Annotated in this window: 24 protein-coding genes; 15 read left to right on the top strand and 9 right to left on the bottom strand. The window is 56.7% G+C overall.

All coding sequences use genetic code 11. The features are described 5' to 3' along the window. Window positions 1-104 precede the first annotated feature (104 nt). Together AC0TOY_RS02950 and greB are read right to left on the bottom strand one after the other, a co-directional pair. Window positions 105-2,435, bottom strand: a complete 2,331-nt coding sequence (locus AC0TOY_RS02950; RefSeq protein WP_048989708.1) for a Tex family protein — start codon at window positions 2,433-2,435, stop codon at window positions 105-107. A gap of 86 nt (window positions 2,436-2,521) precedes the next feature. Next, window positions 2,522-2,995, bottom strand: a complete 474-nt coding sequence (gene greB / locus AC0TOY_RS02945) for a transcription elongation factor GreB (protein ID WP_014885539.1) — start codon at window positions 2,993-2,995, stop codon at window positions 2,522-2,524. A 228-nt stretch (window positions 2,996-3,223) separates the two neighbouring features. Here greB and ompR point away from each other — a divergent pair, with 228 nt between their 5' ends. Both ompR and envZ read left to right on the top strand, forming a co-directional pair. Further along, window positions 3,224-3,943: an osmolarity response regulator transcription factor OmpR gene (gene ompR / locus AC0TOY_RS02940; protein WP_001157751.1), complete on the top strand. Its 720-nt coding sequence runs from the start codon at window positions 3,224-3,226 to the stop codon at window positions 3,941-3,943. Beyond that, complete coding sequence (envZ, locus tag AC0TOY_RS02935) at window positions 3,940-5,286, top strand: two-component system sensor histidine kinase EnvZ (protein ID WP_008503047.1); 1,347 nt, start codon at window positions 3,940-3,942, stop codon at window positions 5,284-5,286. The genes ompR and envZ overlap by 4 nt, the downstream gene beginning before the upstream one ends. 66 nt (window positions 5,287-5,352) lie before the next feature. On the opposite strand, the gene pckA is transcribed toward envZ, so the two are convergent. From pckA to AC0TOY_RS02910, 5 genes are all read right to left on the bottom strand, one after another. Then, the gene (gene pckA / locus AC0TOY_RS02930) at window positions 5,353-6,972 is read right to left on the bottom strand and encodes a phosphoenolpyruvate carboxykinase (ATP) (RefSeq protein ID WP_023309493.1); all 1,620 of its coding nucleotides are present in this window, start codon (window positions 6,970-6,972) and stop codon (window positions 5,353-5,355) included. Window positions 6,973-7,332: 360 nt separating this feature from the next. Next, complete coding sequence (gene hslO / locus AC0TOY_RS02925; protein WP_161495995.1) at window positions 7,333-8,217, bottom strand: Hsp33 family molecular chaperone HslO; 885 nt, start codon at window positions 8,215-8,217, stop codon at window positions 7,333-7,335. 17 nt (window positions 8,218-8,234) lie between these two features. Next, on the bottom strand, window positions 8,235-8,636 hold the full coding sequence (hslR, locus tag AC0TOY_RS02920) for a ribosome-associated heat shock protein Hsp15 (RefSeq protein WP_023333710.1): 402 nt from the start codon (window positions 8,634-8,636) through the stop codon (window positions 8,235-8,237). Continuing rightward, window positions 8,633-9,316, bottom strand: a complete 684-nt coding sequence (gene yrfG, locus AC0TOY_RS02915; protein ID WP_024907913.1) for a GMP/IMP nucleotidase — start codon at window positions 9,314-9,316, stop codon at window positions 8,633-8,635. Before yrfG ends, hslR begins: the two co-directional genes overlap by 4 nt. Before the next feature lie 67 nt (window positions 9,317-9,383). Continuing rightward, window positions 9,384-11,519: an intracellular growth attenuator family protein gene (locus AC0TOY_RS02910; protein ID WP_463727366.1), complete on the bottom strand. Its 2,136-nt coding sequence runs from the start codon at window positions 11,517-11,519 to the stop codon at window positions 9,384-9,386. Between the two features lie 324 nt (window positions 11,520-11,843). Here AC0TOY_RS02910 and nudE point away from each other — a divergent pair, with 324 nt between their 5' ends. Continuing rightward, a complete protein-coding gene (gene nudE, locus AC0TOY_RS02905; RefSeq protein ID WP_023333707.1) occupies window positions 11,844-12,404 on the top strand; it encodes an ADP compounds hydrolase NudE in 561 nt (186 codons plus the stop codon). An 80-nt stretch (window positions 12,405-12,484) separates the two neighbouring features. On the opposite strand, the gene mrcA is transcribed toward nudE, so the two are convergent. Then, a complete protein-coding gene (gene mrcA / locus AC0TOY_RS02900) occupies window positions 12,485-15,037 on the bottom strand; it encodes a peptidoglycan glycosyltransferase/peptidoglycan DD-transpeptidase MrcA (RefSeq protein WP_473721471.1) in 2,553 nt (850 codons plus the stop codon). Between the two features lie 120 nt (window positions 15,038-15,157). Between mrcA and AC0TOY_RS02895 the strand changes: the two genes are divergently transcribed. The 12 genes from AC0TOY_RS02895 (at window position 15,158) to trpS (ending at window position 25,141) form a co-directional block, all read left to right on the top strand. Beyond that, on the top strand, window positions 15,158-15,934 hold the full coding sequence (locus tag AC0TOY_RS02895; RefSeq protein ID WP_024907916.1) for a type IV pilus biogenesis protein PilM: 777 nt from the start codon (window positions 15,158-15,160) through the stop codon (window positions 15,932-15,934). After that, a complete protein-coding gene (locus AC0TOY_RS02890; RefSeq protein WP_473721470.1) occupies window positions 15,931-16,425 on the top strand; it encodes a PilN domain-containing protein in 495 nt (164 codons plus the stop codon). Before AC0TOY_RS02895 ends, AC0TOY_RS02890 begins: the two co-directional genes overlap by 4 nt. Before the next feature lie 3 nt (window positions 16,426-16,428). Continuing rightward, window positions 16,429-16,884 carry a HofO family protein gene (locus tag AC0TOY_RS02885; protein ID WP_473721469.1) on the top strand — a complete coding sequence of 152 codons (456 nt, stop codon included), beginning with the start codon at window positions 16,429-16,431 and terminating at the stop codon, window positions 16,882-16,884. Further along, on the top strand, window positions 16,874-17,278 hold the full coding sequence (locus AC0TOY_RS02880) for a HofP DNA utilization family protein (RefSeq protein ID WP_032645261.1): 405 nt from the start codon (window positions 16,874-16,876) through the stop codon (window positions 17,276-17,278). Before AC0TOY_RS02885 ends, AC0TOY_RS02880 begins: the two co-directional genes overlap by 11 nt. After that, the gene (gene hofQ, locus AC0TOY_RS02875; RefSeq protein ID WP_473721468.1) at window positions 17,190-18,428 is read left to right on the top strand and encodes a DNA uptake porin HofQ; all 1,239 of its coding nucleotides are present in this window, start codon (window positions 17,190-17,192) and stop codon (window positions 18,426-18,428) included. The genes AC0TOY_RS02880 and hofQ overlap by 89 nt, the downstream gene beginning before the upstream one ends. A gap of 286 nt (window positions 18,429-18,714) precedes the next feature. After that, a complete protein-coding gene (aroK, locus tag AC0TOY_RS02870; protein ID WP_003861630.1) occupies window positions 18,715-19,236 on the top strand; it encodes a shikimate kinase AroK in 522 nt (173 codons plus the stop codon). A 57-nt stretch (window positions 19,237-19,293) separates the two neighbouring features. Continuing rightward, window positions 19,294-20,382, top strand: a complete 1,089-nt coding sequence (aroB, locus tag AC0TOY_RS02865; protein ID WP_024907920.1) for a 3-dehydroquinate synthase — start codon at window positions 19,294-19,296, stop codon at window positions 20,380-20,382. Window positions 20,383-20,474: 92 nt separating this feature from the next. After that, window positions 20,475-21,791, top strand: coding sequence for a cell division protein DamX (gene damX, locus AC0TOY_RS02860; protein ID WP_024907921.1), 1,317 nt, complete (start codon window positions 20,475-20,477; stop codon window positions 21,789-21,791). Between the two features lie 67 nt (window positions 21,792-21,858). Continuing rightward, window positions 21,859-22,671 (top strand): adenine-specific DNA-methyltransferase, encoded by an 813-nt coding sequence (gene dam / locus AC0TOY_RS02855; protein ID WP_024907922.1) that lies wholly within the window; start codon window positions 21,859-21,861, stop codon window positions 22,669-22,671. Between the two features lie 41 nt (window positions 22,672-22,712). Then, window positions 22,713-23,390: a ribulose-phosphate 3-epimerase gene (gene rpe / locus AC0TOY_RS02850; protein WP_024907923.1), complete on the top strand. Its 678-nt coding sequence runs from the start codon at window positions 22,713-22,715 to the stop codon at window positions 23,388-23,390. Next, window positions 23,383-24,144 carry a phosphoglycolate phosphatase gene (gene gph / locus AC0TOY_RS02845; RefSeq protein ID WP_024907924.1) on the top strand — a complete coding sequence of 254 codons (762 nt, stop codon included), beginning with the start codon at window positions 23,383-23,385 and terminating at the stop codon, window positions 24,142-24,144. Before rpe ends, gph begins: the two co-directional genes overlap by 8 nt. Beyond that, window positions 24,137-25,141, top strand: a complete 1,005-nt coding sequence (trpS, locus tag AC0TOY_RS02840) for a tryptophan--tRNA ligase (protein ID WP_148769869.1) — start codon at window positions 24,137-24,139, stop codon at window positions 25,139-25,141. The genes gph and trpS overlap by 8 nt, the downstream gene beginning before the upstream one ends. 143 nt (window positions 25,142-25,284) lie before the next feature. Here the strand turns inward: trpS and AC0TOY_RS02835 are convergent, their stop codons facing one another. Next, window positions 25,285-25,455, bottom strand: a complete 171-nt coding sequence (locus AC0TOY_RS02835) for a YhfL family protein (RefSeq protein WP_090420636.1) — start codon at window positions 25,453-25,455, stop codon at window positions 25,285-25,287. Window positions 25,456-25,598 lie beyond the last annotated feature (143 nt).

Here is a 25,598-nt window from a genome sequence, read left to right as displayed (position 1 = left end):
GGTGATAATTGGTGGTTTAAATATGGATGTGCAATCGGTTTCATATATTACGGCACGATATTATTATTCCCTCTCCCCTGTGGGGAGAGGGTTAGGGTGAGGGTTTAGCGTTTCTTACCCATCGCTGCCGCCAGCGCATCCATCATCGCGCTGTTGCCTGCAGGCTGGGCATCACGTCCGCGCGGTTTTGCCGCTTTCGCGGCCGGACGCTGCTGCTCGCGGCCACCGCCGTTTCCGCCACGGCGCGCGTTGGCGTCGCCAGGCTGTTCGTCCAGACGCATGGTCAGGGCGATACGCTTGCGCTGCAGGTCCACTTCCAGCACTTTGACCTTCACGATGTCGCCCGCTTTGACCACGGTGTGCGGGTCTTCAACGAACTTGTCGGCAAGGGAGGAGATATGGACCAGACCGTCCTGATGCACGCCGATATCCACAAACGCGCCAAAGTTGGTGACGTTGGTCACCGCGCCTTCCAGCACCATGCCGGGCAGCAGGTCGTTCATGGTTTCCACGCCGTCAGCAAAGGTCGCCGTTTTGAACTCAGGACGCGGATCGCGGCCCGGCTTTTCCAGCTCTTTGATAATGTCGGTAACGGTTGGGACACCAAATTTGTCATCGGTGAAATCAACGGCTTTCAGATTGCGCAGGGCGCTGCTGTCGCCCATGAGATCTTTCAGCGCCTGCTGGGTGGCGGCCAGAATACGCTCCACCACAGGGTACGCTTCCGGGTGAACGGTAGAGGCATCCAGCGGGTTATCGCCGTGGTTGATGCGCAGGAAGCCCGCGCACTGCTCAAAGGCTTTTGGCCCCAGACGGCTCACCTTCAGCAGCTGCTGACGGTTCTGGAACTGGCCGTTCTCGTCGCGCCAGGCGACGATGTTCTGCGCCATCATGCGGGTTAAGCCCGCCACGCGGGTCAGCAGCGGAACGGAGGCGGTGTTCAGGTCAACGCCGACGGCGTTAACGCAGTCTTCCACGACAGCATCCAGCTTGCGTGCCAGCTGAGTCTGGCTCACGTCGTGCTGATACTGGCCCACGCCGATGGATTTCGGGTCGATCTTCACCAGCTCCGCCAGCGGATCCTGCAGGCGGCGAGCGATCGAGACCGCGCCGCGCAGGGAAACGTCCAGGTCCGGGAACTCCTGTGCCGCCAGCTCGGATGCGGAATAGACGGATGCCCCCGCTTCGCTGACGATCACTTTCTGCGCCGTCACTTTCGGGAACTGCTTCTGCACGTCGAGGTAGAAACGCTCGGTCTCACGTGAGGCCGTACCGTTGCCGATGGCAACCAGCTCTACGTTGTATTTTTCGCACAGCGCCGCTACTACCACGGCCGCTTTCGCTGCCTGGCCAGTGTGCGGATAAATGGTATCGGTCGCCACCAGCTTGCCGGTGCCGTCAACCACAGCGACTTTTACACCGGTGCGCAGACCCGGATCGAGACCCATGGTGGCGCGCAGGCCAGCAGGGGCGGCCATCAGCAGGTCGTGCAGGTTACGGGCGAAGACGTTGATCGCTTCATCTTCGGCGCGCTCGCGCACGGTGCCCATCAGCTCGGTTTCGAGGTGCATCAGCACCTTGATGCGCCAGGTCCAGCTCACCACGCCTTTGCGCCAACTGTCCGCCGGGGCGTTGTTCAGGCGCAGGCCAAGATGGTCGATGATAATCTGCTCGCAGTGGCTCTCTTTCGGCGGCTCGTCAAACTGCGGGTCGGCGTTCAGGGAGAGCTGCAGCACGCCTTCGTTGCGGCCGCGGAACATCGCCAGCGCGCGGTGGGAAGGGGCGGTAGAGATCGGTTCGTGGTGATCGAAGTAGTCGCGGAATTTCGCGCCTTCTTCCTCTTTACCCGCGACGACGGTAGAGACGATGTGGGCATTCTTCCACAGGTAATCACGCACTTTGGCGAGCAGGGCGGCGTCTTCGGCGAAGCGCTCCATCAGAATATAGCGCGCGCCGTCGAGGGCGGCCTTGGTATCCGCTACGCCTTTGTCGGCGTCGATGAATTTCGCCGCTTCGGTATCCGGATCGTGGGACGGTTCGTTCCACAGCAGGTCGGCCAGCGGCTCAAGACCCGCTTCAATCGCAATCTGTCCGCGCGTGCGGCGCTTCGGTTTATACGGCAGATAGAGGTCTTCGAGTTCGGTTTTGCTCAGGGTGCCGTTGATGGCGCTTTCCAGTTCGCTGGTCAGCTTGCCCTGTTCGCCGATGGACTTAAGGATCGCCTGACGACGTTCTTCCAGTTCGCGCAGATAACCGAGACGGGTTTCCAGGTTACGCAGCTGCGTGTCATCCAGACCGCCGGTGACTTCCTTACGATAGCGCGCAATAAATGGCACGGTGTTCCCTTCATCAAGCAGGCGAACGGCAGCTTCTACCTGTTCGGCTCTGGCCTGAATATCACCCGCAATAATGCGGCAGAGCGAATCTTTCATCATGGCTTTATCATCTTGTGGGTCAAAAATCAGGGGATAGTTATACGGGCTGACACGGCAAAATGCCAGCCGGGGAGGGCGCTCTCGGACTATTTTACGTAGACGATCTCATTGACGTACCAGCTGGCTTCGCCGGCTGGGGTCTGCACGACGGCCAGATCGCCCACTTCCTTTTTCAACAGCGCGCGAGCCATCGGCGAGTCGATGGAGATGTAATCCTTACGACCAAAAATTTCATCGTAGCCGACAATGCGAAAGCGCAGGGTGTCACCGTCGTCGTTTTCAATCTCCACCCACGCGCCGAAGAACACTTTGCCCTCCTGCTGCGGGGAGTAATCGACAATTTTGAGATTCTCGAGGCACTTCGTCAGATAGCGAACCCGGCGGTCAATTTCGCGCAGCCGCTTTTTGTTGTACTGGTAGTCAGCGTTTTCGCTGCGATCGCCCAGGCTCGCGGCCCAGGTCACTTTTTTGGTCACCTCAGGACGCTCTTCGCGCCAGAGGTAATCCATCTCTTTTTTGAGCTTCTCATACCCTTCGCGGGTGATCAGGGGCGTTTTCATGGTAAAGCCTTTGCTGCCGGTTTTCTGTCTTGCGCACAATACGTACCACACAGTGTAACAGACAGGATTAATAATGATTTATGTGATGAAATGAGCAGATAAGCTGCTGTTAAATATGCTTTGTAACAATTTCGACTAGAATTTATACCAGAATTAGCTGGTCGAATACGTGCACTTTTTTAGAATACGCTGTTACAAAGACTATCCGAACCTTTGGGAGTACACACAATGCAAGAGAACTACAAAATTCTGGTCGTGGATGACGACATGCGCCTGCGTGCGCTGCTGGAACGTTATCTGACCGAGCAGGGCTTCCAGGTTCGTAGCGTCGCGAACGCTGAGCAGATGGACCGTCTGCTGACCCGTGAATCTTTCCATCTGATGGTTCTCGACCTGATGCTGCCTGGCGAAGACGGGCTTTCTATCTGCCGCCGTCTGCGCAGCCAGAGCAACCCGATGCCGATCATCATGGTGACGGCGAAGGGAGAAGAAGTTGACCGTATCGTGGGCCTCGAAATCGGCGCCGACGACTATATTCCAAAACCGTTTAACCCGCGTGAACTGCTGGCGCGTATTCGCGCCGTGCTGCGTCGTCAGGCGAACGAACTGCCTGGCGCGCCGTCGCAGGAAGAAGCCGTCATCGCCTTCGGCAAGTTCAAGCTGAACCTCGGTACGCGCGAGATGTTCCGTGAAGACGAGCCAATGCCGCTCACCAGCGGCGAGTTTGCGGTCCTGAAAGCGCTGGTCAGCCACCCGCGTGAACCGCTTTCCCGTGACAAGCTGATGAACCTGGCGCGCGGTCGCGAATACTCCGCAATGGAACGCTCTATTGACGTGCAGATCTCCCGCCTGCGCCGCATGGTGGAAGAAGATCCGGCGCATCCTCGTTATATTCAGACCGTATGGGGTCTGGGCTACGTGTTCGTCCCGGACGGCTCTAAAGCATGAGGCGAATGCGCTTCTCGCCGCGTAGCTCGTTTGCCCGCACCCTGTTACTGATCGTCACCCTGCTGTTCGTCAGCCTGGTGACGACCTATCTGGTGGTGCTGAACTTTGCGATCCTGCCGAGCCTCCAGCAGTTTAATAAGGTCCTGGCCTACGAAGTCCGTATGCTGATGACCGATAAACTGCAGCTGGAGGACGGCACGCAGCTCGTCGTTCCCCCGGCGTTTCGCCGTGAAATCTACCGTGAACTGGGTATTTCGCTCTACTCGAATGAAGCGGCGGAAGATGCGGGCCTGCGCTGGGCACAGCACTATGAATTTCTCAGCCAGCAGATGGCGCAGCAGCTGGGCGGCCCGACGGAAGTGCGCGTTGAGGTCAACAAGAGCTCGCCCGTCGTCTGGCTGAAAACCTGGCTGTCACCCAATATCTGGGTGCGCGTCCCGCTGACCGAAATCCATCAGGGCGACTTCTCGCCGCTGTTCCGCTACACCCTGGCGATTATGCTGCTGGCGATAGGCGGCGCGTGGCTATTTATCCGTATACAGAACCGACCGCTGGTCGACCTGGAGCACGCTGCGCTGCAGGTCGGTAAAGGGATTATTCCTCCTCCGCTACGCGAGTATGGCGCCTCGGAAGTCCGCTCGGTGACGCGCGCGTTTAACCATATGGCGGCAGGCGTGAAGCAGCTGGCGGATGACCGTACGCTGCTGATGGCGGGCGTGAGCCATGACCTGCGCACCCCCCTGACGCGTATCCGTCTGGCGACGGAAATGATGGGAGAAGAGGACGGTTATCTTGCCGAGTCCATCAATAAGGACATCGAAGAGTGTAACGCCATCATCGAGCAGTTCATCGACTACCTGCGCACCGGTCAGGAGATGCCGATGGAGATGGCGGATCTGAACGCGGTGCTGGGCGAAGTGGTGGCGGCGGAAAGCGGCTACGAGCGCGAGATCGATACCGACCTTCAGGCGGGCGAGATCCAGGTACGTATGCACCCGCTCTCCATTAAGCGCGCGGTGGCCAACATGGTGGTTAATGCGGCGCGCTACGGCAACGGCTGGATTAAGGTCAGCAGCGGCTCTGAGCTCAACCGCGCCTGGTTCCAGGTGGAAGACGACGGTCCGGGCATCAAGCCCGAGCAGCGTAAGCATCTGTTCCAGCCGTTTGTGCGCGGCGACAGCGCGCGCAGCACCAGCGGTACGGGCTTAGGCCTGGCGATTGTGCAGCGTATTGTGGATAACCATAACGGGTTGCTGGAGATTGGTACCAGCGAGCGGGGTGGGTTGAGCATTCGCGCCTGGTTGCCGGTTCCGGTGACGCGAGGGCAGGTGAAAGAGAGTTGAAAAAAGGGTGGCACGAGCCACCCTTTTTTGTAGGTCGGGTAAGGCGAAGCCGCCACCCGACATGGACTACAGTTTTGGACCCGCACTCACCAGCGCAGCACCCGCCGGGGTATCGGTGTACTTCTCGAAGTTCTCGATAAACAGCTTCGCCAGCGATTCCGCTTTCTCACGCCACTGCTCCGGCGAACCGTACGTATTGCGCGGGTCGAGGATATGCGTATCCACACCCGGCAGCGACGTTGGGATCGCCAGGTCAAACATCGGCAGAGTGAAGGTTTCGGCGTCGTCCAGAGAACCATCCAGAATGGCGTCGATAATGGCGCGGGTATCTTTGATGGAGATACGTTTGCCGGTGCCGTTCCAGCCGGTGTTCACCAGGTATGCCTGCGCGCCGGATGCCTGCATGCGTTTCACCAGCACTTCAGCATACTGCGTCGGGTGCAGCGACAGGAAGGCCGCACCGAAGCAGGCGGAGAAGGTTGGGGTTGGCTCCGTCACGCCGCGCTCGGTACCCGCCAGCTTGGCGGTGAAACCGGAGAGGAAGTGGTACTGCGTCTGGCTGGCCGTCAGGCGAGACACCGGAGGCAACACGCCGAACGCATCCGCCGTCAGGAAAATAACCTTCGTGGCATGACCCGCTTTTGACACCGGCTTCACGATATTGTCGATGTGGTAGATCGGGTAAGAGACGCGGGTGTTTTCCGTTTTCGACGCATCGTCGAAGTCGATGGAGCCGTCGGCACGCACGGTGACGTTTTCCAGCAGCGCATCGCGACGGATCGCGTGGAAGATATCCGGCTCGGCCTCTTCAGACAGGCGAATGGTCTTCGCGTAGCAGCCGCCTTCAAAGTTGAATACGCCGTCGTCATCCCAGCCGTGTTCGTCATCGCCAATCAGACGACGTTTTGGATCGGTGGACAGAGTCGTTTTCCCGGTGCCGGACAGGCCGAAGAAGACCGCCACGTCGCCTTTTTCACCGACGTTCGCCGAGCAGTGCATGGAGGCGATGCCCCGCAGCGGCAGCAGGTAGTTCATGACCGAGAACATCCCTTTCTTCATTTCGCCGCCGTACCAGGTACCGCCGATCAGCTGGATACGCTCGGTCAGGTTGAAGGCAACAAAGTTTTCGGAGTTCAGACCCTGCTCTTTCCATTGTGGGTTGGTGCATTTCGCACCGTTCATCACGATGAAATCAGGGGTGAAATCCTGCAGCTCTTCGTCGGTTGGACGAATAAACATGTTTTTCACGAAATGCGCCTGCCAGGCCACTTCGGTGATAAAACGTACGGAGAGACGGGTGTCGGCGTTAGCGCCGCAGAAAGCGTCGACAATAAACAAACGCTTGCCGGAAAGTTGATGGGTGACGAGCCCTTTCAGGTGCTGCCAGGTTTCCGGAGAGAGCGGTTTATTGTCGTTCTTCCCTTTGCCCTTGTCAGCCCACCACAGCGTATCGCGGGTGGTTTCGTCTCGGACGATATACTTATCTTTCGGCGAACGACCGGTAAAGATACCGGTATCGACGGCGATAGCACCAAGATTCGTCAACACACCACGCTCGTATCCTTCCAGTGCTGGATTGAGCTCTTCCTGATACAGCGTATCGTAGTCGGGGTTGTAGACGATTTCCTGGACGTCGTGAATACCATAAGCCTTGAGATCTTGCGGGGTTAAACCAGTAACACGCATATCACTGCTCCTTAGCCAATATGTACTGCCTGAAATTGTAGGGTTTTTCTGGGGTTGTTTACCGCGACGGGGCTCATAGATTCATGCATCTGGACAAAACCCTTACTAACGGAAAACGCTGCGACTCCAGTCACAGCGCAGGCGGATTATCGCAGGAATCGCTTTTTGGGTGGGGAAAATGTTCCGAAAAGGTTAAAGACTGGTGATTTTATCGGAAGGAATGTGAATGTAATCGCATACACGTAAGAAAATTACGTAAGAGTTACATAGGGAAAACGATTCAGCTTGGGCGGAGTTTTTACCCCTCACCCCAGCCCTCTCCTCAAAGGGGAGAGGGTTATAGGGTGAGGGGAAAGAGGTTTAGTGAACCTGTGGATCTGCCGGGGAGGCGTTATTGCGGATCTCAGCGATATCCATTGAATTGAACACATAGTGCGTACCGCAGTAGTCACAGTGCATATCAATTTCACCGTCTTCCGCCATGATGCTGTCGATCTCTTCGTCCGGCAGGGTTTTCAGTGCGCCAGCGCAGCGTTCGCGGGAGCAGGTGCACTTAAATTCCACGGACTGCGGGTCGTAAACGGTCACTTCTTCTTCGTGGTACAGACGCCACAGCACGTCAGTCGCTGACAGGTTGAACAACTCTTCCGCTTTGATGGTTTCTGTCAGCGTCGCCAGGTGCTCAAAGTCATTGGTCTGTGCGTCCTGCGCAGGCAGAACCTGCAGCAGCATACCGCCCGCAGCAGGCTGACCGTCCACTTCACCGGTGCGGATGAACAGACGCGTCGGCAGTTGTTCAGAACGCATGAAGTAATCTTCCAGGCAGGCCGCCAGGGTATCGCCTTCCAGACCCACCACGCCCTGATAGCGCTCACCTTCCTCAGGGGAGATGGTGATCACCAGGTAGCCATTACCCACCAGCGTTTTGAGGTCTGCATTTTCAGGCACGTCGCCCTGAACGCGCGCGACGCCGCGCATCTGCTGCTGGTTATTGCCGTTAATGACCGCCAGCGTCATCGGGCCGTCACCCTGCAGCTGCACGGTGATATCACCGGCAAACTTAAGCGTCGCCGTCAGCAGGCTGGTGGCAACCAGCAGTTCGCCCAACAGGGTCTTCACCGGCAGCGGGTAGTTGTGGTTTTCCAGAATCTGTTTCCAGGTTTCAGATACGGTGACCAGCTCGCCGCGCACGGCGAATTGTTCAAACAGATAGCGGTGTAATTGGTCGTGTTGGGCCATTTTCATCTCTCGTGCGGGTGAGGTTATTCAGTCTCACCGTGTTTAAATTTCATCAGGTCGCGGCGCTCTTTTTTATCCGGTCGCCGGTCCGGGTGAGGCATCGTCAGCGCGTTCATTTTGCGCGCCAGAGCGGTCTTCTCGCGCTTTTCAATGCTCTCCGCCGTCTCTTCATAAAGCAGTACGGCTTCCGTTGCGGGTCGACGTTGTTCGGTAATGGCTTTAATCACTACCGTACGTTCATCGTTGCCCTGACGCAGCGTTAAGGTGGCATTCAGCTCAACCAGCTTGCTCGGTTTGCTGCGCTGGCCGTTGTAATGCACTTTTCCGCCGTCAACCATCTCGCGGGCAAGGGCGCGCGTTTTATAAAAACGCGCCGCCCACAGCCATTTATCCAGTCTTACCCCGTCAGAGGGTTTTTCTTTCATGGCGTCTCCTTCACGGTCAGTGAGGGGATCATCTGGCGATAGTCGTTCAGTCCAGGGTGGCGCAGATAGCTTTTTTCAGCCAGGCCAGAGTCAGGATTGGTAACGCCCAAACAGTAGCGGATGCCAAACTTTGCCGCGGAATCCAGAATGGGCTCGCTGTCATCAATGAACAGCGTACGTTCTGGCTGCAAACCCGTCTCTTCCTTCACCGCATGCCACAACCGCTGATCCTCTTTCGGATAACCAAATGTGTGGGTGGAAAGTAATAAATCAAGGTGCGACGCCAGACCCGTATGCTCCAGCTTCACCGCCAGATTATGTGGATGCGCGTTGGTCAGTAAAATACGGCGCTTGCCGCTTGCTTTCAGCGCATCCAGGAACGGAACCGTATCCTCGCGCAATACGGCGCGTGGACCCTGGGCGGTGGTCATGGCACAAATATCCAGACCGAGGCGATCGCTCCAGTAGTCAAGACAGTACCAGTTTAGCGTATGTTGGACCGCGCTATATTGCGAACGAATGAATGCCTGCGCTTCTGCCGGGGAGATCCCCTGCTGCTCGCCATAGGTTTCAGGAACCAGCGTTTGCCAGAAATAGTTATCAAAGGCGAGATCGAGCAGCGTGCCGTCCATATCCAGCAGAACGGTATCAACCTCCTGCCAGGCGATATCAAGGTGCATAAGGGGGAACTCCAGCCAGAAGAAACGTGCGCGACAGGGTAGCACATCTTGCCGCGCAACAACGTTATCAGATCAGGCTCTCAGACGAGGGGATCAGCTTAGGATTGAGGCAGTTTTCATAATACTGCTGGATGTCGGCAAGCCGGGTGCGCGAGCGCTGGTAGCGGCGCAGGGCCATAAAACCGTTCCAGAAAATGGCAATCAGCATCGCGGTCATCAGCAAAGAGGTGCCAACGTAACGCCATAAACCTGCGCTATCCGGCATCCGGTGCAGGCCGATATGGCGAGTGCCGTTGGCATCGGTGTAGAGGCTTGTGACAATCCCTTCGGCGCTGAACGGCGTTTGCATCAGCATCTGTGCCAGGCGCTGGAATTGGCTCCACTGCTCCTGCGCCGGGTAGTCATAAAGCGCAACCTGCGGGTAAGGCTGATCGACCAGGTCGCTGCCTTCATCGCTGACGATCACAAACCCACCCGGTGCCGGGCTGTTCAGCGCCTGAGCCGCACGGGTGGTCTCGCGCATCATGAACGGCGAGGTGGAGGTGGCGACCAGGTTATCCAGCGATTCAGCGCTCACCGGACGCAGCAGCACGTTAACACCGTCCAGTCGTCCCGCTTCGGCGCGTTTCACCAGCGAGTCCCAGTCTTTACTGTTACCCAGGTTTACCAGGGCGTTTTTAAGACGTATGCACTCATCCTGAGAGGAGCATAAATCCTGCGTTTTCAGGACGATGTCACCAAAATCATCCAGCAGAACCATGCCTGATTTTTGAATGGCCGAGCGCAGCGCGGGACTGACGCGCGAGTCATCGTCCGTTTTCGGGTGCAGCTGGCGGTTCACCGTCTGGGTAAGGGCCGTGGCTTTATTCACCACTTCGGATTCCGGCAGCGGCAGCGGCGGTGCGTCGTTCCAGATAATTTGCGAGCAGTCGAACGGCATAAACGGCGAATTCTGGCGGGTGTTCCACGCCCCCGGGGTGTGAATATTACACATCCCGGTACCCTTCAGGCGCAACGTGTCCCCCACGCGCACACCGGCTTCATCCAGCTTGTTGACGCTGGTCGCTTCGATGGTTTGCGCCCCTTTGATCCACGACAGGGTGAATTTGATGGGCATATCCAGCGGCACGAAAAGCAGAAGCATGACTAAGACCAGCGCCGCGCCTCCGGCAATGACCGTGCTGCGAAGCCAGTGCTGAAGCGGGAAATTTTTCACTTCATCATGCAGGGACAAGAAGCGCCCCTGACGCACAACGTGGCGGTCAAGGTAGATATCAATATCCGTTTTCTGACCCAGGTCCTGCGCAATCCACGGTTGCCAGTGGCGCGGGTAGATCAGATCGATAATACCGAGCGAAATATTATTGAGATGTTCCTGATCGTTTTCACCGAACAGGCCCCAGCGCTTTGGCGTACCGCGCAGGCAGTGGATCTCGCGCAACGAGGTTTTGGCCGGTGGGGCAAAGAGACCCCAAAGCCCGGCCGCCAGCAGCAGCACCGCGCCTCCCGCCAGCCAGGGGACAAACACATCCGGCGTCAGCAGGCAGACAAAAAAGAGCAGGAAGGCGGAGACGATCAGAAGCGCTTCACGAATGCCGTCCGGGCGGCTCAGGGCGTACTCTTCATGCGTCTCCTGGCGAATATTCAGCAGTTCGATCTGCTCAGTCTCTTCGCCACGAATGGAAGCCTGCGTTGAACTCGCACGCTCCAGCGCAAAACGCGGGGCTTCCTGAAGGTATTCATTCAGCGTGTGGCCGTTAAGCGAGATAACCAGGGGCAACGAATCGGTGTGAATCAGCTCAACGCTGTTTTCGTCATTAATGTATTGCTCCCAGGACGGAGGGAGATGTACTTCGACGGAATCCAGGTAATAGCGCCATTTGTTGGGGTCATCAGTGGTGATGCCATAGCGCGTGATGGAGCGCGTCACGCAGAGCACGGTATCACTTTGCGCATTGAGCTTTAGCGCGACGGGCGCAGTGGTGGCTCCCGTTGGCCCAGGCGTGAGCTGAGAACGGTTCAGGATTTCGAGATAGTTTTCAACTGCATCGCGCTCTTCTTGCGTGAGTTTACGCGTGGTCGCGCCCGTAAATGCATTTAAAAAGGGCAGACGATAACGTCGCTGTACGCGACGCCTGTACAACCACCCTGCAACCAATGCGCCGGCCAGCATAGCAGCGAGAACAATCAAAATGGTGCTCATGCTTTCCCCATCTTACTTATCTTCTTACAGGTGTAGTCAGTAGCACCTTTACATTGAATGAGTGTCTGTGGTTGGCTATCGGCAAGTATGGAGTCGAACTTGAGCATTCTGAAGCGCATCCCAGTGACCGGTGATGATAGCAAAGCCTGTTATGGCGCGATATCAGCAAATTCCTGGAAACATTTCAACCTCTTGACATTTGTTTTGAATTGAGGATTGATTCCTGCTAGGTTGCACAAATGTAAATACAGAACAATTGACATTGCCGAAACCGTGCGGCGTATCGCACAATAACCCCAGTTCTCACTGCTAAGACCCATCACGATGAGCAAACCACTACAAAAACCCACCATTCTGAATGTTGAAACTGTCGCCAAATCGCGGCTGTTTAATGTTGAAAGTGTGGACCTGGAGTTCAGCAACGGTGTGCGTCGCGTTTATGAACGTATGCGCCCCTCGTCGCGCGAAGCGGTGATGATTATTCCCATTATCGACGATCATCTGATTTTGATCCGCGAATACGCTGTGGGAACGGAATCTTACGAGCTTGGGTTCTCGAAAGGGCTTATCGATCCGGGTGAAACCGTCTTTGAAGCGGCCAACCGCGAGCTGAAAGAAGAGGTCGGTTTCGGGGCGAATGAGCTTTCATTCCTGAAAAAACTGAGCATGGCGCCGTCCTATTTTTCCAGCAAAATGAATATTGTGGTCGCTGAAGATCTCTATCCTGAATCGCTCGAAGGGGATGAGCCGGAGCCGCTGCCGCAGGTTCGCTGGCCGCTGGCGCATCTGATGGACCTGCTGGAAGACCCTGACTTTAATGAGGCTCGTAACGTGAGCGCGCTGTTCCTGGTTCGGGAGTGGCTGAAGGGGCAGGGGCGGCTGTAGGCCATAAAAAAAGCCGGGTGGCGGCTTCGCCTTACCCGGCCTACGATGCTTTGCCCGGTTTTTACCGGGCATTTTTATGTTTAGAACAGCTCGTGCGTTTCGCCGTTGTCAATGATCTCTGTACCCACCTCGTGCACCGCCTGTGTGGTTGGCTGGGTGCCCTCAATGAAATACTCTTCGCGACTGTTACCGCCGTTGGCGAGCTGACCCGTACTGCGGTCGATATTGACCGTCACCACGCCTGGCGGTGGCGTCAGCGGCTGCTCCGGCACGCCTTCGAGAACGGACTTCATGTAGGCGTCCCAGGCCGGCTGCGCGCTCTTCGCTCCGCCTTCGTAGCCGGAAATCTGATCCTTAATCGCGCCGGAGGCCGTTGTACGCCCTAAATCGCGGCGGTGATCGTCGAAGCCGATCCAGACCGATGTCACCACGCCCGGCCCGTAACCGGAGAACCACGCGTCTTTCGAGCTGTTGGTTGTCCCCGTTTTACCGCCGATATCATGGCGCTGCAAATCACGTCCTGCACGCCAGCCGGTACCCTGCCAGCCCGGTTCACCGAAGATGTTGGTGTTCAGCGCGCTCTTGATCAGGAACGACAGCGGCGTGTTGATCACATGCGGGGCATACTGCTGCGCACCGGTCTGCGCCACCAGCGCCTGGTTCGCCTGTTCCAGCTGCGGCTGCGGCACAACGCCGTTCTGCTGCTCCTGCGACACGGCCGGGTCTTCCATGTCCTTGTTTTCAAGCACGTCGGATTTCGGCGTATTGCCATAAATGACTGGAATATCGCAGTCAGGGCAGGCAATTTTCGGCTTCGCTTCAAACAGCACGCCGCCCTGGTCGTTCTCGATCTTGCTGATGAAGTACGGATCAATCAGGAAGCCGCCGTTGGCCATCACCGAGTACCCGCGTGCAACCTGAAGCGGCGTAAAGGAGGCTGAGCCCAACGCCAGCGACTCGGTGCGAACGATATTCTGCGCCGGGAAGCCGAAGCGCTGCAGATACTCTGCGGCATAGTCGACGCCCATCGCGCGCATGGCACGCACCATCACCACGTTTTTCGACTGTCCCAGGCCCTGACGAAGACGAATAGGACCGGCATACTCTGCAGGGGAGTTCTTCGGCTGCCAGTCGGAACCGGCACCGGCATCCCAGCGGGAAATTGGCACGTCGTTCAGGATGCTGGCGAGGGTCAGACCCTTATCCATCGCTGCCGTGTAGAGGAACGGTTTGATATTGGAACCGACCTGACGCAGCGCCTGGGTGGCGCGGTTAAATTTGCTCTGGTTGAAATCAAACCCGCCGACCAGGGCCAGGATGGCGCCGTTCTGCGGGTTGATAGAGACCAGGGCCGAGTTGACGTCCGGCACCTGCGCCAGCCACCAGGATTCACCTACCTTGCGCACCCAGATTTGCTGCCCGGTTTGTACCGCATCGGTCACTTTACGCGGCGTTGCGCCCTGCAGCGTATCCGAGCGGTACGGACGCGCCCAGCGGATACCGTCCATACGCAGGGAGACGGAGGTTCCGTCCGCGAGCGTTGCAATGGCTTCCTGGGGATCGGCCTGCGTCACCACGGCAGGAAGGAGCGGGCCATAGGTTGGCAACGCCTTCAGCGTACTGGTGATTTTTTTGCTGTCCCACGCGCTTTCGCCCACTTTCCACAGCACGTTTGACGGGCCGCGATAGCCGTGACGCATATCGTAGTCCATCACGTTGTTGCGTACCGCTTCCTGCGCCGCCTGCTGAACTTTGCGGGTGACGGTGGTGTACACGCGATAGCCATCTTCATAGGCCTTATCACCATAACGATTCACCATCTCCTGGCGAACCATTTCGGTCAGGTAAGGGGAGGCGAAGGCGATCTCAGGGGCGTGGTAGTTAGCGTCAATGACATCGTTACGCGCCTGCTCGTACTCGCTCTGGCTGATGTAGCCTTCGCTCAGCATACGTGACAGGACGACGTTCCGACGCGCGGTGGCGCGATCGAGCGAGTAGAGCGGGTTAAACGTGGACGGCGCTTTCGGCAGACCGGCAATGGTTGCCATTTCGCTTAAGGTGAGTTGCTCAACAGGCTTACCGAAGTACACCTGTGCGGCAGCCCCCACGCCATAAGCGCGGTAGCCCAGGTAGATTTTGTTGAGGTACAGCTCAAGGATTTCGTCTTTGCTCAGCAGCTGTTCAATACGGATCGCAAGGAACACCTCTTTGATCTTACGTATCAGCGTCTTTTCAGGGCTGAGGAAGAAGTTACGCGCCAGCTGCTGCGTAATGGTACTCGCTCCCTGAGAGGCGTGACCAGAGAACAGCGCAATGCTCGCGGCGCGGAAAATCCCCACCGGATCGACACCGTGGTGCTCGTAAAAACGGCTGTCCTCCGTGGCGATAAAGGCTTTCACCATCACGGGGGGAATTTGGTTTAAGGTCAGCGGAATACGACGCTTCTCGCCATACTGCGCCATGAGCTCGCCATCGGCGCTATAGACTTGCATCGGGATCTGGAGTCGCACATCGCGAAGCGTGGCGACATCAGGTAGCTGTGGCTCAATATATTTGTACAAACCGTAAATCGAGCCTGCTCCCAGCAGAATGCAACAGACTGCAAGGATGAATAAATACTTTACGAACTTCACCGGAGATTTCCCATTTGGTTTCACTTGGGCAGTTTCTAAACAATCGCGCGGTAGTATAAAGGCAAGCCTGATTCATTGATATAGCCGTCAGGGTGACGGGCGATAAGGAGATCGTGAAGCATGGCTTTCAAAACTTGGCAAACGGGCATTCATATTCAACAGGATAGGGTGCTGATCGTCGCACTGGCCCGGGAGAAGTCCGGCTGGTGTTTGCGGCGCTGGTGGGCAATCCCGCTGGCTGAAGGCATCATTCGTGACGGCAAAATTTATCAGTCAGAACAGCTGGTTGATGCGTTACGCGACTGGCGAAAAACGCTGCCGCACTACCACCGGGCGTTCCTCTCTTTCCCGGCAGCACGCACCCTGCAGCGGTCGCTTGCCCGTCCGACCGTTGCGCTGCGCGACAGCGAGCAGCTCTCATGGCTTGGCGCCGCGCTCGCCCGCGAACTGGAGATGTCTGCCGATACGCTCTGTTTCGATTACGTGCAGGATACGCTCAGCAATACCTTTCAGGTGACAGCCGCACAAAACAACGAGGTTGACACCCTTCTGGCGCTGGCGAAGGCGCTGCGTTTGCGGCTGATGACCATTACGCCGGATGCCAGCGCTCTGGCGAATCTTCTTCCTGCGGTGACACCAGCGAAGTGCATCGCCTGGCGGGACGAGCGGCAGTGGCTCTGGGCGATGCGCCACCAGTGGGGACGCCGCTTTACCACAGAAGCAGACAATGTGGCTGAGCTGTCGGCGCTGCTGGCGCTTGGTCCGGATGACATCGCGCTGTTTGATAGCCGACGTGACCCGTGGGAAATCCTTGAGCGCTGCCATGCCCCGCTGCCGGACTGCGGCGCTGATTATACCGTTGCGCTGGCGCTGGCCATGAGCGAGGTGCCCGGATGAGCATCATGAACTTTCTGCCCTGGCGGCAGCAGCGGCGCGCGCGATGCCTGCGTTTCTGGGGCGCAATGTGTGTCGGCACCGTACTGTTAATCTTCATGGCCATTTTCTGTCTGCGGATGAACCCTCTTATGAGGCTGCACGCTCTGCAAACGGATCTGACGGGCATGCAGGCCGTGCAGCATGTGCTTCTCTCCCGGCAGAGACTCGCCTCACAGGCGCAGCTGTCAGCGCAGGAACTTCAACGACGTGCATGGCAACCGGTGCTGGAAGCCCTTTCCCGCACCATTCCGGCACAGGTCTGGCTGACAGAGCTGCGCTATCAGCCTCCTGCTCTGATGCTGAGCGGGTATGCCATAACCCTGCCGGCCCTGTCTGCTCTGCGCGATGCACTTGGCCAAATAGCGGGTTTTACGCCCGGGACGGCGGGTGAGCTTCGGCGGGACAGCCAGGGGCGCTGGATGTTCACCCTTCAGCTTAAAAGCGAGGGGTAACGCGTGGATACCCTGTTAGAACGCTGGTGCGAAAGCCGTCCCAGGTATCGGGTGCTCTTCTGGTGTCTGGGGAGTCTCCTGGCAGGACTGGCCGCGTGGGGCACCTTGCTCAGACCGGTAGACAGGCAGTGTGCTGAACGACAGCGCCAGCTGACTCAGGACACGAGAGCTAACGCAGCGTTATGGCCTGCCGTCAGAAAGGTGCCGTTTCGTCCGGAAACACCGGAATCACGGGAATTGATATCTTTTTCCCCGCTCGATTTTCAGGGTGATAACACGACGCTGATTCACTGGAAGCCGCTGCAGAACGGAGGGGAACTGATGCTGGAGGTTGAGTGGCAGGCGCTTCCGGCGCTTTTCTCCCGGCTGGCGCAGCGGGATGTGCAGATCGCCGCTTTTGCGATTGTGCCACAAGGTACAGCGTTGCGCCTGCGGCTGGAGCTGGCACATGCGAAATAGCGCGCGATATTTGCTGGTTTGCTCAGCGCTGCTATTGACCGGCATGCGCGATCCGTTTCACCCGCCGGACGATCCCTGCGCCATTGGCGAGCTGGCGCAGTGGCACTATCGCGGCATGGTGGGAGGACAGCAGGCTATCGGCATTTTACAGGATGGGCAAAAGCGCTGGTACCGGCTGAAAACGCATGAGCGCTTCCCGGCAGGCTGGACGATAACAGCCATCAATGCAACGGAACTGGTTGTTGATGTGGGTGACACATGTGAACCAGAAAAATGGACGTGGCAACGAGAAGGAACGGATAAGAATGAATTTACGGATAATGCTGTGGCTGCTGGCGTTCAGCCATCCGCTGTGGGCCGCCGCGCCAAAACCGGTCACGCTGGTGGTGGATGACGTTCCTGTGGTCCAGGTGTTACAGGCCCTGGTCGCACAGGAGAACCGTAATCTGGTGGTCTCGCCTGATGTCAACGGCACGATTTCGCTCAACCTGACGCGCGTCCCCTGGCGGCAGGCGTTACGGACGGTAGTCTCCAGTGCCGGACTTGTCCTGCGCGAGGACGCGGGCATTTTTTACGTGCATACCGCCGCCTGGCAGCGTGAACAGCAGGAACGTTCAGAACAAGATCGGGCGCGTCGACAGCTTGATGCGCCGCTGGTGTCTCACACTATCCCTTTTTCCTATGCCGATGCCGGAGAGCTGCAAAAAGCCGCGGAAAAACTCCTGAGCCCGAAGGGGAGTTTATCCGTCGACAAACGCACCAACCGCCTGCTGATCCGGGATAACCAGACGGTGGTGGAGACGCTGCAGCGCTGGGCCGCTCAGATGGATATTGCCGTCGAACAGGTCGAGCTGGCGGCGCACATTGTGACCATTAATGAAAAAAGCCTGCGTGAGCTGGGAGTGAAGTGGAATCTCGCCGACGCCACCGACGCGGGCAAGGTTGGCCAGCTCACCACGCTTGGCAGCGATCTTTCCGTCTCCAGCGCCACCAGCCACGTGGGTTTTAACATCGGACGGATCAATGGTCGGCTGCTGGATCTGGAGCTCTCAGCGCTGGAGCAAAAACAGCAGGTCGATATCATCGCCAGCCCGCGGCTGCTGGCCTCGCACGGGCAACCGGCCAGTATCAAGCAGGGCAGCGAAATTCCGTATCAGGTCTCAAGCGGGGAAAGCGGCGCCACCTCCGTTGAGTTTAAAGAGGCGGTACTCGGAATGGAGGTCACACCGGTGGTCTTACCGGGGGGACGCGTGCGCCTGAAACTACACATCAGCGAAAATATGCCGGGACAGGTTCTACAGCAGGCGGACGGCGAAACGCTGGCGATCGACAAACAGGAGATAGAAACCCAGGTGGAGGTAAAAAGTGGAGAAACGCTGGCGTTGGGCGGAATTTTTTCGCAGAAGAACAAAACCGGCAGTGACAGCGTACCGGGGCTGGGAAAAATCCCCTGGCTTGGTCAGCTTTTTCGCCATGACGGGAAAGACAACGAACGGCGGGAGTTAGTGGTGTTTATTACACCACGTCTGGTCGGTATTCGCTGACGGGTAACGATCCCCGCAATGAATTTGCATTCAGTTTGTTGCAGATGTTTGACGTGGGGCATGAATTAGCATACAAGGAGTACCGATTTGAGTTGGACTTACGTCTTATTACCTTATGCGCCCGGCGCGGTGATTTAATCAGTTGCCAAACAAGCCGGAGTATTGAGATAATTTTTAGTCTGACTCTCGCTCTATTGCATATGAGGTTTCAGTTCATGTCCTGCTACGCCGGGTGTCTGCGCAGCGGGGATTACCATTAACGAATAGTCTTAGTAGTACCGATAAAATGGCAGAGAAACGCAATATCTTTCTGGTTGGGCCTATGGGTGCCGGCAAAAGCACTATTGGGCGTCAGTTAGCTCAACAACTCAATATGGAATTTTACGATTCTGATCAAGAGATTGAGAAACGAACCGGAGCTGATGTGGGCTGGGTTTTCGACGTAGAAGGCGAAGAAGGTTTCCGTGACCGAGAAGAAAAAGTGATCAACGAACTCACGGAAAAACAGGGCATCGTTCTGGCAACAGGCGGCGGCTCTGTGAAATCTCGCGAAACCCGCAACCGTCTCTCCGCCCGTGGCGTAGTGGTCTATCTTGAGACGACTATCGAGAAACAGCTGGCACGTACGCAGCGCGATAAAAAGCGCCCGCTGCTGCAGGTTGAAACGCCACCACGCGAAGTTCTGGAAGCGTTGGCCGATGAACGCAATCCGCTGTATGAAGAGATTGCCGATGTGACCATTCGTACTGACGACCAGAGCGCTAAAGTGGTTGCAAACCAGATTATTCATATGCTGGAAAGCAACTGATTCTGGCTTTATATACACTCGCCTGCGGGTAAAAGCATTAAAGGTGGATGTCGCGTCATGGAGAGGATTACAGTTACTCTCGGGGAACGTAGTTACCCTATCACCATCGCGGCTGGTTTGTTTAACGACCCAGCTTCCTTTTTACCACTGAAAGCGGGTGATCAGGCGATGCTGGTCACCAATGAGACGCTGGCTCCGCTTTATCTCGACCGCGTACGCCACCTGCTTGAGCAGGCGGGCGTAAAAGTCGACAGTGTGATTCTCCCCGATGGCGAGCAGTATAAAAGCCTGACGGTACTGGATACCGTCTTTACCGCATTGCTGCAAAAACCACACGGTCGCGATACAACACTGCTTGCCCTGGGCGGCGGTGTTGTGGGCGATCTGACCGGTTTTGCGGCCGCAAGCTATCAACGTGGCGTCCGTTTTATTCAAATCCCGACCACGTTGCTGTCCCAGGTCGACTCCTCTGTCGGTGGCAAAACGGCAGTCAACCATCCGCTCGGTAAAAACATGATTGGCGCCTTCTACCAGCCCGCATCGGTGGTGGTGGATCTCGACTGTCTGAAAACGCTGCCGAAGCGCGAGCTGGCTTCTGGTCTGGCGGAAGTGATCAAATACGGCATTATTCTGGATGGCGAGTTCTTTAGCTGGCTTGAAGAGAATATGGATGCGCTGCTGGGCCTGGATGAGGCTAAACTGGCATACTGCATTCGTCGTTGCTGTGAGCTGAAAGCAGAAGTTGTTGCCGCAGACGAGCGTGAAACGGGCTTACGTGCTTTACTGAATCTTGGGCATACGTTTGGTCACGCGATTGAAGCCGAAATGGGCTACGGTAACTGGCTGCACGGTGAAGCCGTTGCGGCCGGCATGGTGATGGCGGCTCGCACCTCCGAACGTCTCGGGCAGTTCAAGCCGGAAGAGACGGCACGCATTATTGCGCTGCTTGAGCGTGCAGGTTTGCCGGTGACCGGGCCGCAGGAGATGTCGGCGCAAGCGTATTTACCCCACATGATGCGCGATAAAAAAGTATTGGCAGGTGAGATGCGTCTTGTACTCCCGCTTGCAATAGGGAAGAGTGAAGTACGCGGCGGAGTGCCGCACGATGTCGTTCTTGGCGCTATCGCTGACTGTCAGCAGGCGTAACAACTAGAAAGGTCAGGCCACTGTCGCAGGTGGTCGTTTAGCTTCAGGTGAAATGCAAAGTCGTTGGCATAAGCCTTTGAGTGGGGTGTTAAATGGATGAATTCAAACCAGAAGACGAGCTGAAACCCGATCCCAGCGATCGTCGTACTGGTCGTTCTCGTCAATCTTCAGAACGTGATAACGAGCCGCAGATCAACTTTGACGATGTTGATCTGGATGCAGACGATCGTCGCCCTTCGCGCAGCCGCAACGCGCACGAAGAGCGAGCAGAAGAGGATTATGAGTCCGAAGAAGATTCAATGGACGAACAGCCTGTAGAGCGTCGCCCGCGTAAACGTAAAAAAGCCGCTGCGCCTAAACCGGCGTCCCGCCAGTACATCATGATGGGCCTTGGCGTTCTGGTGCTTGTGCTGCTGATTGTCGGCATTGGCTCCGCGCTTAAAGCACCGTCAACGAACTCAACCGAGCAAACGGCTTCCGCTGAGAAGAGCATCAACCTGTCCGGTAACGATGCGTCCAATCAGGCGAATGGTGCGCAGCCTGCTCCGGGTACCACTTCCGCAGAGCAGACCGCAGGGAACACCGCAGCGCCGCAGGATGTTTCTCTGCCGCCTGTTTCTTCAACCCCTGCTCAGGGTCAGGCACCTGCTACGCCTGAAGGCCAGCAGCGCGTAGAAGTTCAGGGAGACCTGAACAATGCGTTGACGCAGCCGCAGAACCAGCAGCAGGTTGATAACGTCGTGGTTAACTCTACGTTGCCAACTGAACCTGCAACCGTTGCCCCGGTTCGCGGTGGTAACGCTCAGCCGCAAGCGGCCGCGACGGAAACCAAGCCGCGCCAGACGCAGACTGCGACACGTCCTGAACGCAAGCAGGCGGTGATTGAGCCTAAGCGTGAAACCAAACCTCAGGCAGTCGTTAAAGCGCCTGAAGTGAAAGCCGTACCGGCACAGCCGAAACACACCGAAACGGCCGCGGTGAGCGAGCCAGCTAAAGCGCCCGTCACGCAGACTGCGCCGAAAGCCACGGCGACCACCACGGCACCGGCTGCCACAGCTGCGCCTGCAGCAACGGCTCCAGCAGCCACGGCAACAGCCTCCAGCAGCGCAGCAGGTAAAACTGCAGGTAACGTTGGCTCGCTGAAGTCTGCGCCATCCAGCAACTACACGCTGCAGCTGAGCAGTTCGTCTAACTATGACAACCTCAACAGCTGGGCGAAGAAATCAAATCTGAAAAACTACGTTGTTTATCAGACGACCCGTAACGGTCAGCCGTGGTATGTGCTGGTGAGCGGTGTTTATTCGTCCAAAGATGAAGCAAAACGTGCCGTAGCGGCGCTGCCAGCTGATGTTCAGGCGAAAAACCCATGGGCGAAGCCGATTCATCAGGTTCAGGCCGATCTGAAGTAATGTTTAAAGCGCAGGATGCTGTCGGAGCTTTCTCCACAGCTGGAGAAGGTGTAATCAGTTAGTCAGCATGAAAAAAAATCGCGCTTTTCTGAAATGGGCAGGGGGGAAATACCCCCTGCTCGATGATATTAAAAAGCACCTGCCTAAAGGCGAGTGTCTTATCGAACCTTTCGTGGGTGCAGGATCGGTGTTCCTCAACACCGATTTTTCTCGTTATATCCTGGCGGATATCAACAGCGACCTTATCAGCCTCTATAACATCGTTAAGCTGCGTACCGATGAGTATGTCGCCGAGGCGCGCAAACTGTTTACGCCCGAGAACAATAACCCGGACGTTTACTACCAGTACCGCGCGGAGTTTAACCAGAGCCAGGACCCGTTCCGCAGAGCCCTGCTGTTCCTCTACCTCAACCGACATGGTTACAACGGCCTGTGCCGGTATAACCTGCGCGGGGAATTTAACGTGCCTTTTGGCCGCTATAAGCGCCCGTATTTTCCGCAGGACGAGCTGTATCACTTTGCCGAAAAAGCGCAGAACGCAGAGTTTCATTGCCTCTCCTATGAAGAGTGTATGGAACTGGCAGGCGTAAACTCGGTGGTTTACTGTGACCCGCCTTACGCGCCGCTGTCTGCGACGGCGAACTTCACCGCCTATCACACCAACAGCTTCAGCCCGGCCGAACAGGCTCGTCTGGCTGAGATGGCGGAAAAGCTGGTCAGCAAAAGAATTCCGGTGTTAATTTCGAATCACGATACCCCTGATACGCGCGAATGGTACAAAGCCGCGAAGCATTTTCAGGTCAAAGTGCGGCGTAGCATTAGCAGCAACGGCGGCACACGTAAAAAGGTGGACGAACTTCTGGCTCTTTATCGCCCCTGAGCCGTTTTGCCCGCCGGTAAACACATTTCAAGGAGAAGCGGATGAAACAGTTTTTGATTGCTCCCTCAATTCTGTCGGCCGATTTTGCCCGTCTGGGTGAAGATACCGCCAAAGCTCTCGCGGCTGGCGCAGATGTCGTCCATTTCGACGTGATGGATAACCACTACGTTCCGAATCTGACCATTGGTCCAATGGTGCTCAAGGCATTGCGTAACTATGGCATTACCGCGCCGATCGACGTTCACCTGATGGTGAAGCCTGTTGACCGCATCGTGCCTGACTTCGCCGCGGCGGGTGCCAGCATCATCACTTTCCATCCGGAAGCCTCTGAACACGTCGACCGCACGCTGCAGCTGATCAAAGAGAACGGCTGTAAAGCGGGTCTGGTGTTTAACCCGGCCACGCCGCTGAGCTATCTCGACTATGTCATGGACAAGCTGGACGTGATCCTGCTGATGTCCGTTAACCCGGGCTTTGGCGGCCAGTCGTTTATCCCCCACACGCTGGATAAGCTGCGTGAAGTTCGCCGTCGTATTGACGAGTCAGGCTACGATATTCGTCTGGAAGTGGACGGCGGTGTGAAAGTGAATAACATTGGTGAAATTGCGGCAGCGGGCGCGGATATGTTTGTTGCCGGTTCAGCCATTTTCGACCAACCGGATTACAAAAAAGTCATTGATGAAATGCGCCGCGAGCTGGCGAAGGTAAGTCATGGATAAATTACAGGCTATTCGGGGTGTGGCATTCGACCTCGACGGTACGCTGGTCGACAGCGCGCCGGGCTTAACGAGCGCCGTAGATCAGGCGCTGTACGCACTTGAGCTGCCCGTTGCAGGTGAAGAACGCGTGGTAACGTGGATTGGCAACGGCGCCGATGTTCTGATGGAGCGTGCGCTGACGTGGGCTCGCCAGGAGCGTGCGTCGCAGCGTTCCGCCCAGGGTAAACCGAGCGTCGATCACGCTGACATTCCTAAGGATGAGCAGCTGCGTATTCTGCGCAAACTGTTCGATCGTTTCTACGAAGAGACCGTCGAGGAGGGCAGTTTCCTGTTCCCGGACGTTCAGGAAACGCTGAGCGCGCTGCACGCGAAGGGCATCCCGCTGGGGCTGGTGACCAACAAGCCAACCCCGTTCGTTGCACCTCTGCTGGAAGCGCTCGATATCGCGAAGTATTTCTCCGTGATTGTGGGCGGCGATGACGTGCAGAACAAAAAGCCGCATCCGGAACCGCTTTTGCTGGTGGCAGGAAAATTATCCTTAACGCCTGCGGAGCTGCTCTTTGTCGGGGATTCGCGCAATGATATTCTGGCTGCCCGAGCGGCAGGGTGTCCTTCCGTCGGATTAACCTATGGCTACAACTACGGTGAGGCCATCACGCTAAGTGAGCCGGATGTGGTCTTTGACCACTTCAAAGATTTGTTGCCCGCACTCGGGCTTTCGCACAGTGAACATCAGGAATTGAATAATGACTAAGCCCATCGTTTTTAGTGGCGCACAGCCTTCAGGTGAATTGACCATTGGTAACTACATGGGTGCGTTACGTCAGTGGGTCAGCATGCAGGATGACTACCATTGCATCTACTGCATCGTCGATCTCCATGCGATTACCGCGCGTCAGGATCCTGAGAAGCTGCGCAAAGCCACTCTCGATACGCTGGCGCTGTACCTTGCCTGCGGCATCGATCCTGAGAAAAGCACCATCTTCGTTCAGTCTCACGTGCCGGAGCACGCGCAGCTGGGCTGGGCGCTGAACTGCTACACCTATTTCGGCGAGCTGAGCCGCATGACCCAGTTCAAGGATAAATCCGCGCGCTACTCTGAAAACATCAACGCCGGTCTGTTTGACTATCCGGTGCTGATGGCGGCAGACATCCTGCTGTATCAAACCAACCAGGTGCCGGTGGGTGAAGACCAGAAGCAGCATCTTGAGCTGAGCCGCGATATCGCCCAGCGCTTTAACGCGATCTACGGTGATGTGTTCAAAGTGCCAGAGCCGTTTATTCCAAAATCCGGTGCGCGCGTGATGTCGCTGCTGGAGCCGACCAAAAAGATGTCCAAGTCTGACGATAACCGCAACAACGTTATCGGCCTGCTGGAAGATCCGAAATCCGTCGTCAAAAAGCTCAAGCGCGCGGTCACCGACTCCGACGAGCCGCCTGTTGTGCGCTACGACGTGCAGAACAAAGCGGGCGTCTCCAACCTGCTGGATATCCTCTCCGGCGTGACCGGCCAGAGCATTCCTGAGCTGGAACAGCACTTCGAAGGCAAGATGTACGGCCACCTGAAAGGTGAAGTGGCAGACGCCGTTTCCGGGATGCTGACTGAGCTGCAGGAGCGCTATAACCGCTATCGCAATGACGAAGCCTTCCTGCAGAAGGTGATGAAAGAGGGCGCGGAAAAAGCCAGCGCGCGCGCGTCCGAAACCCTGAAAGCGGTATACAACGCGATTGGGTTTGTGGGTAAACCTTAAGTAAAAGCAAAACGGTAACCACGTTACCGTTTTTAGGGTTTGTTCCCTCTCCCTGTGGGAGAGGGTCAGGGTGAGGGCATCAGGCCGCACTTCCCTAAACAAAAAAACCGGGACATCCCGGTTTTTTTACGCCTGTAAAACGTTTACTGCTGCGCCGCCGGGCCGCAACCACCGATGATCTTCGAAATGGAGATCGCCGGGTGCAGCAGATAATCGTAGCTGCAGTTATTTTTGGTGTTCTGTACGTGACCGGTGCAGGCAGTCAGCGTCGATAACAGGCCAACCAGAATGGCGGCTTTTGCCAGTTTGAACATACGCATTCCTTGTCTTAAAAACGAAAATTGGATGTAACTCAATGGAATAAAGGGAAAAGTTCCACTTCGGGGCGGTATGTTATCGACAGCGGTAAGAGGGGAGTAGTCCGCTTAAGGACTACTCCGGGAAGGAAGAGTATGCG

Source organism: Enterobacter sp. PL_is379, from assembly GCF_055817355.1.
The sequence above is the reverse complement of the archived record's forward strand: the minus strand, read 5'-3'. Positions and strand labels throughout refer to the sequence as shown.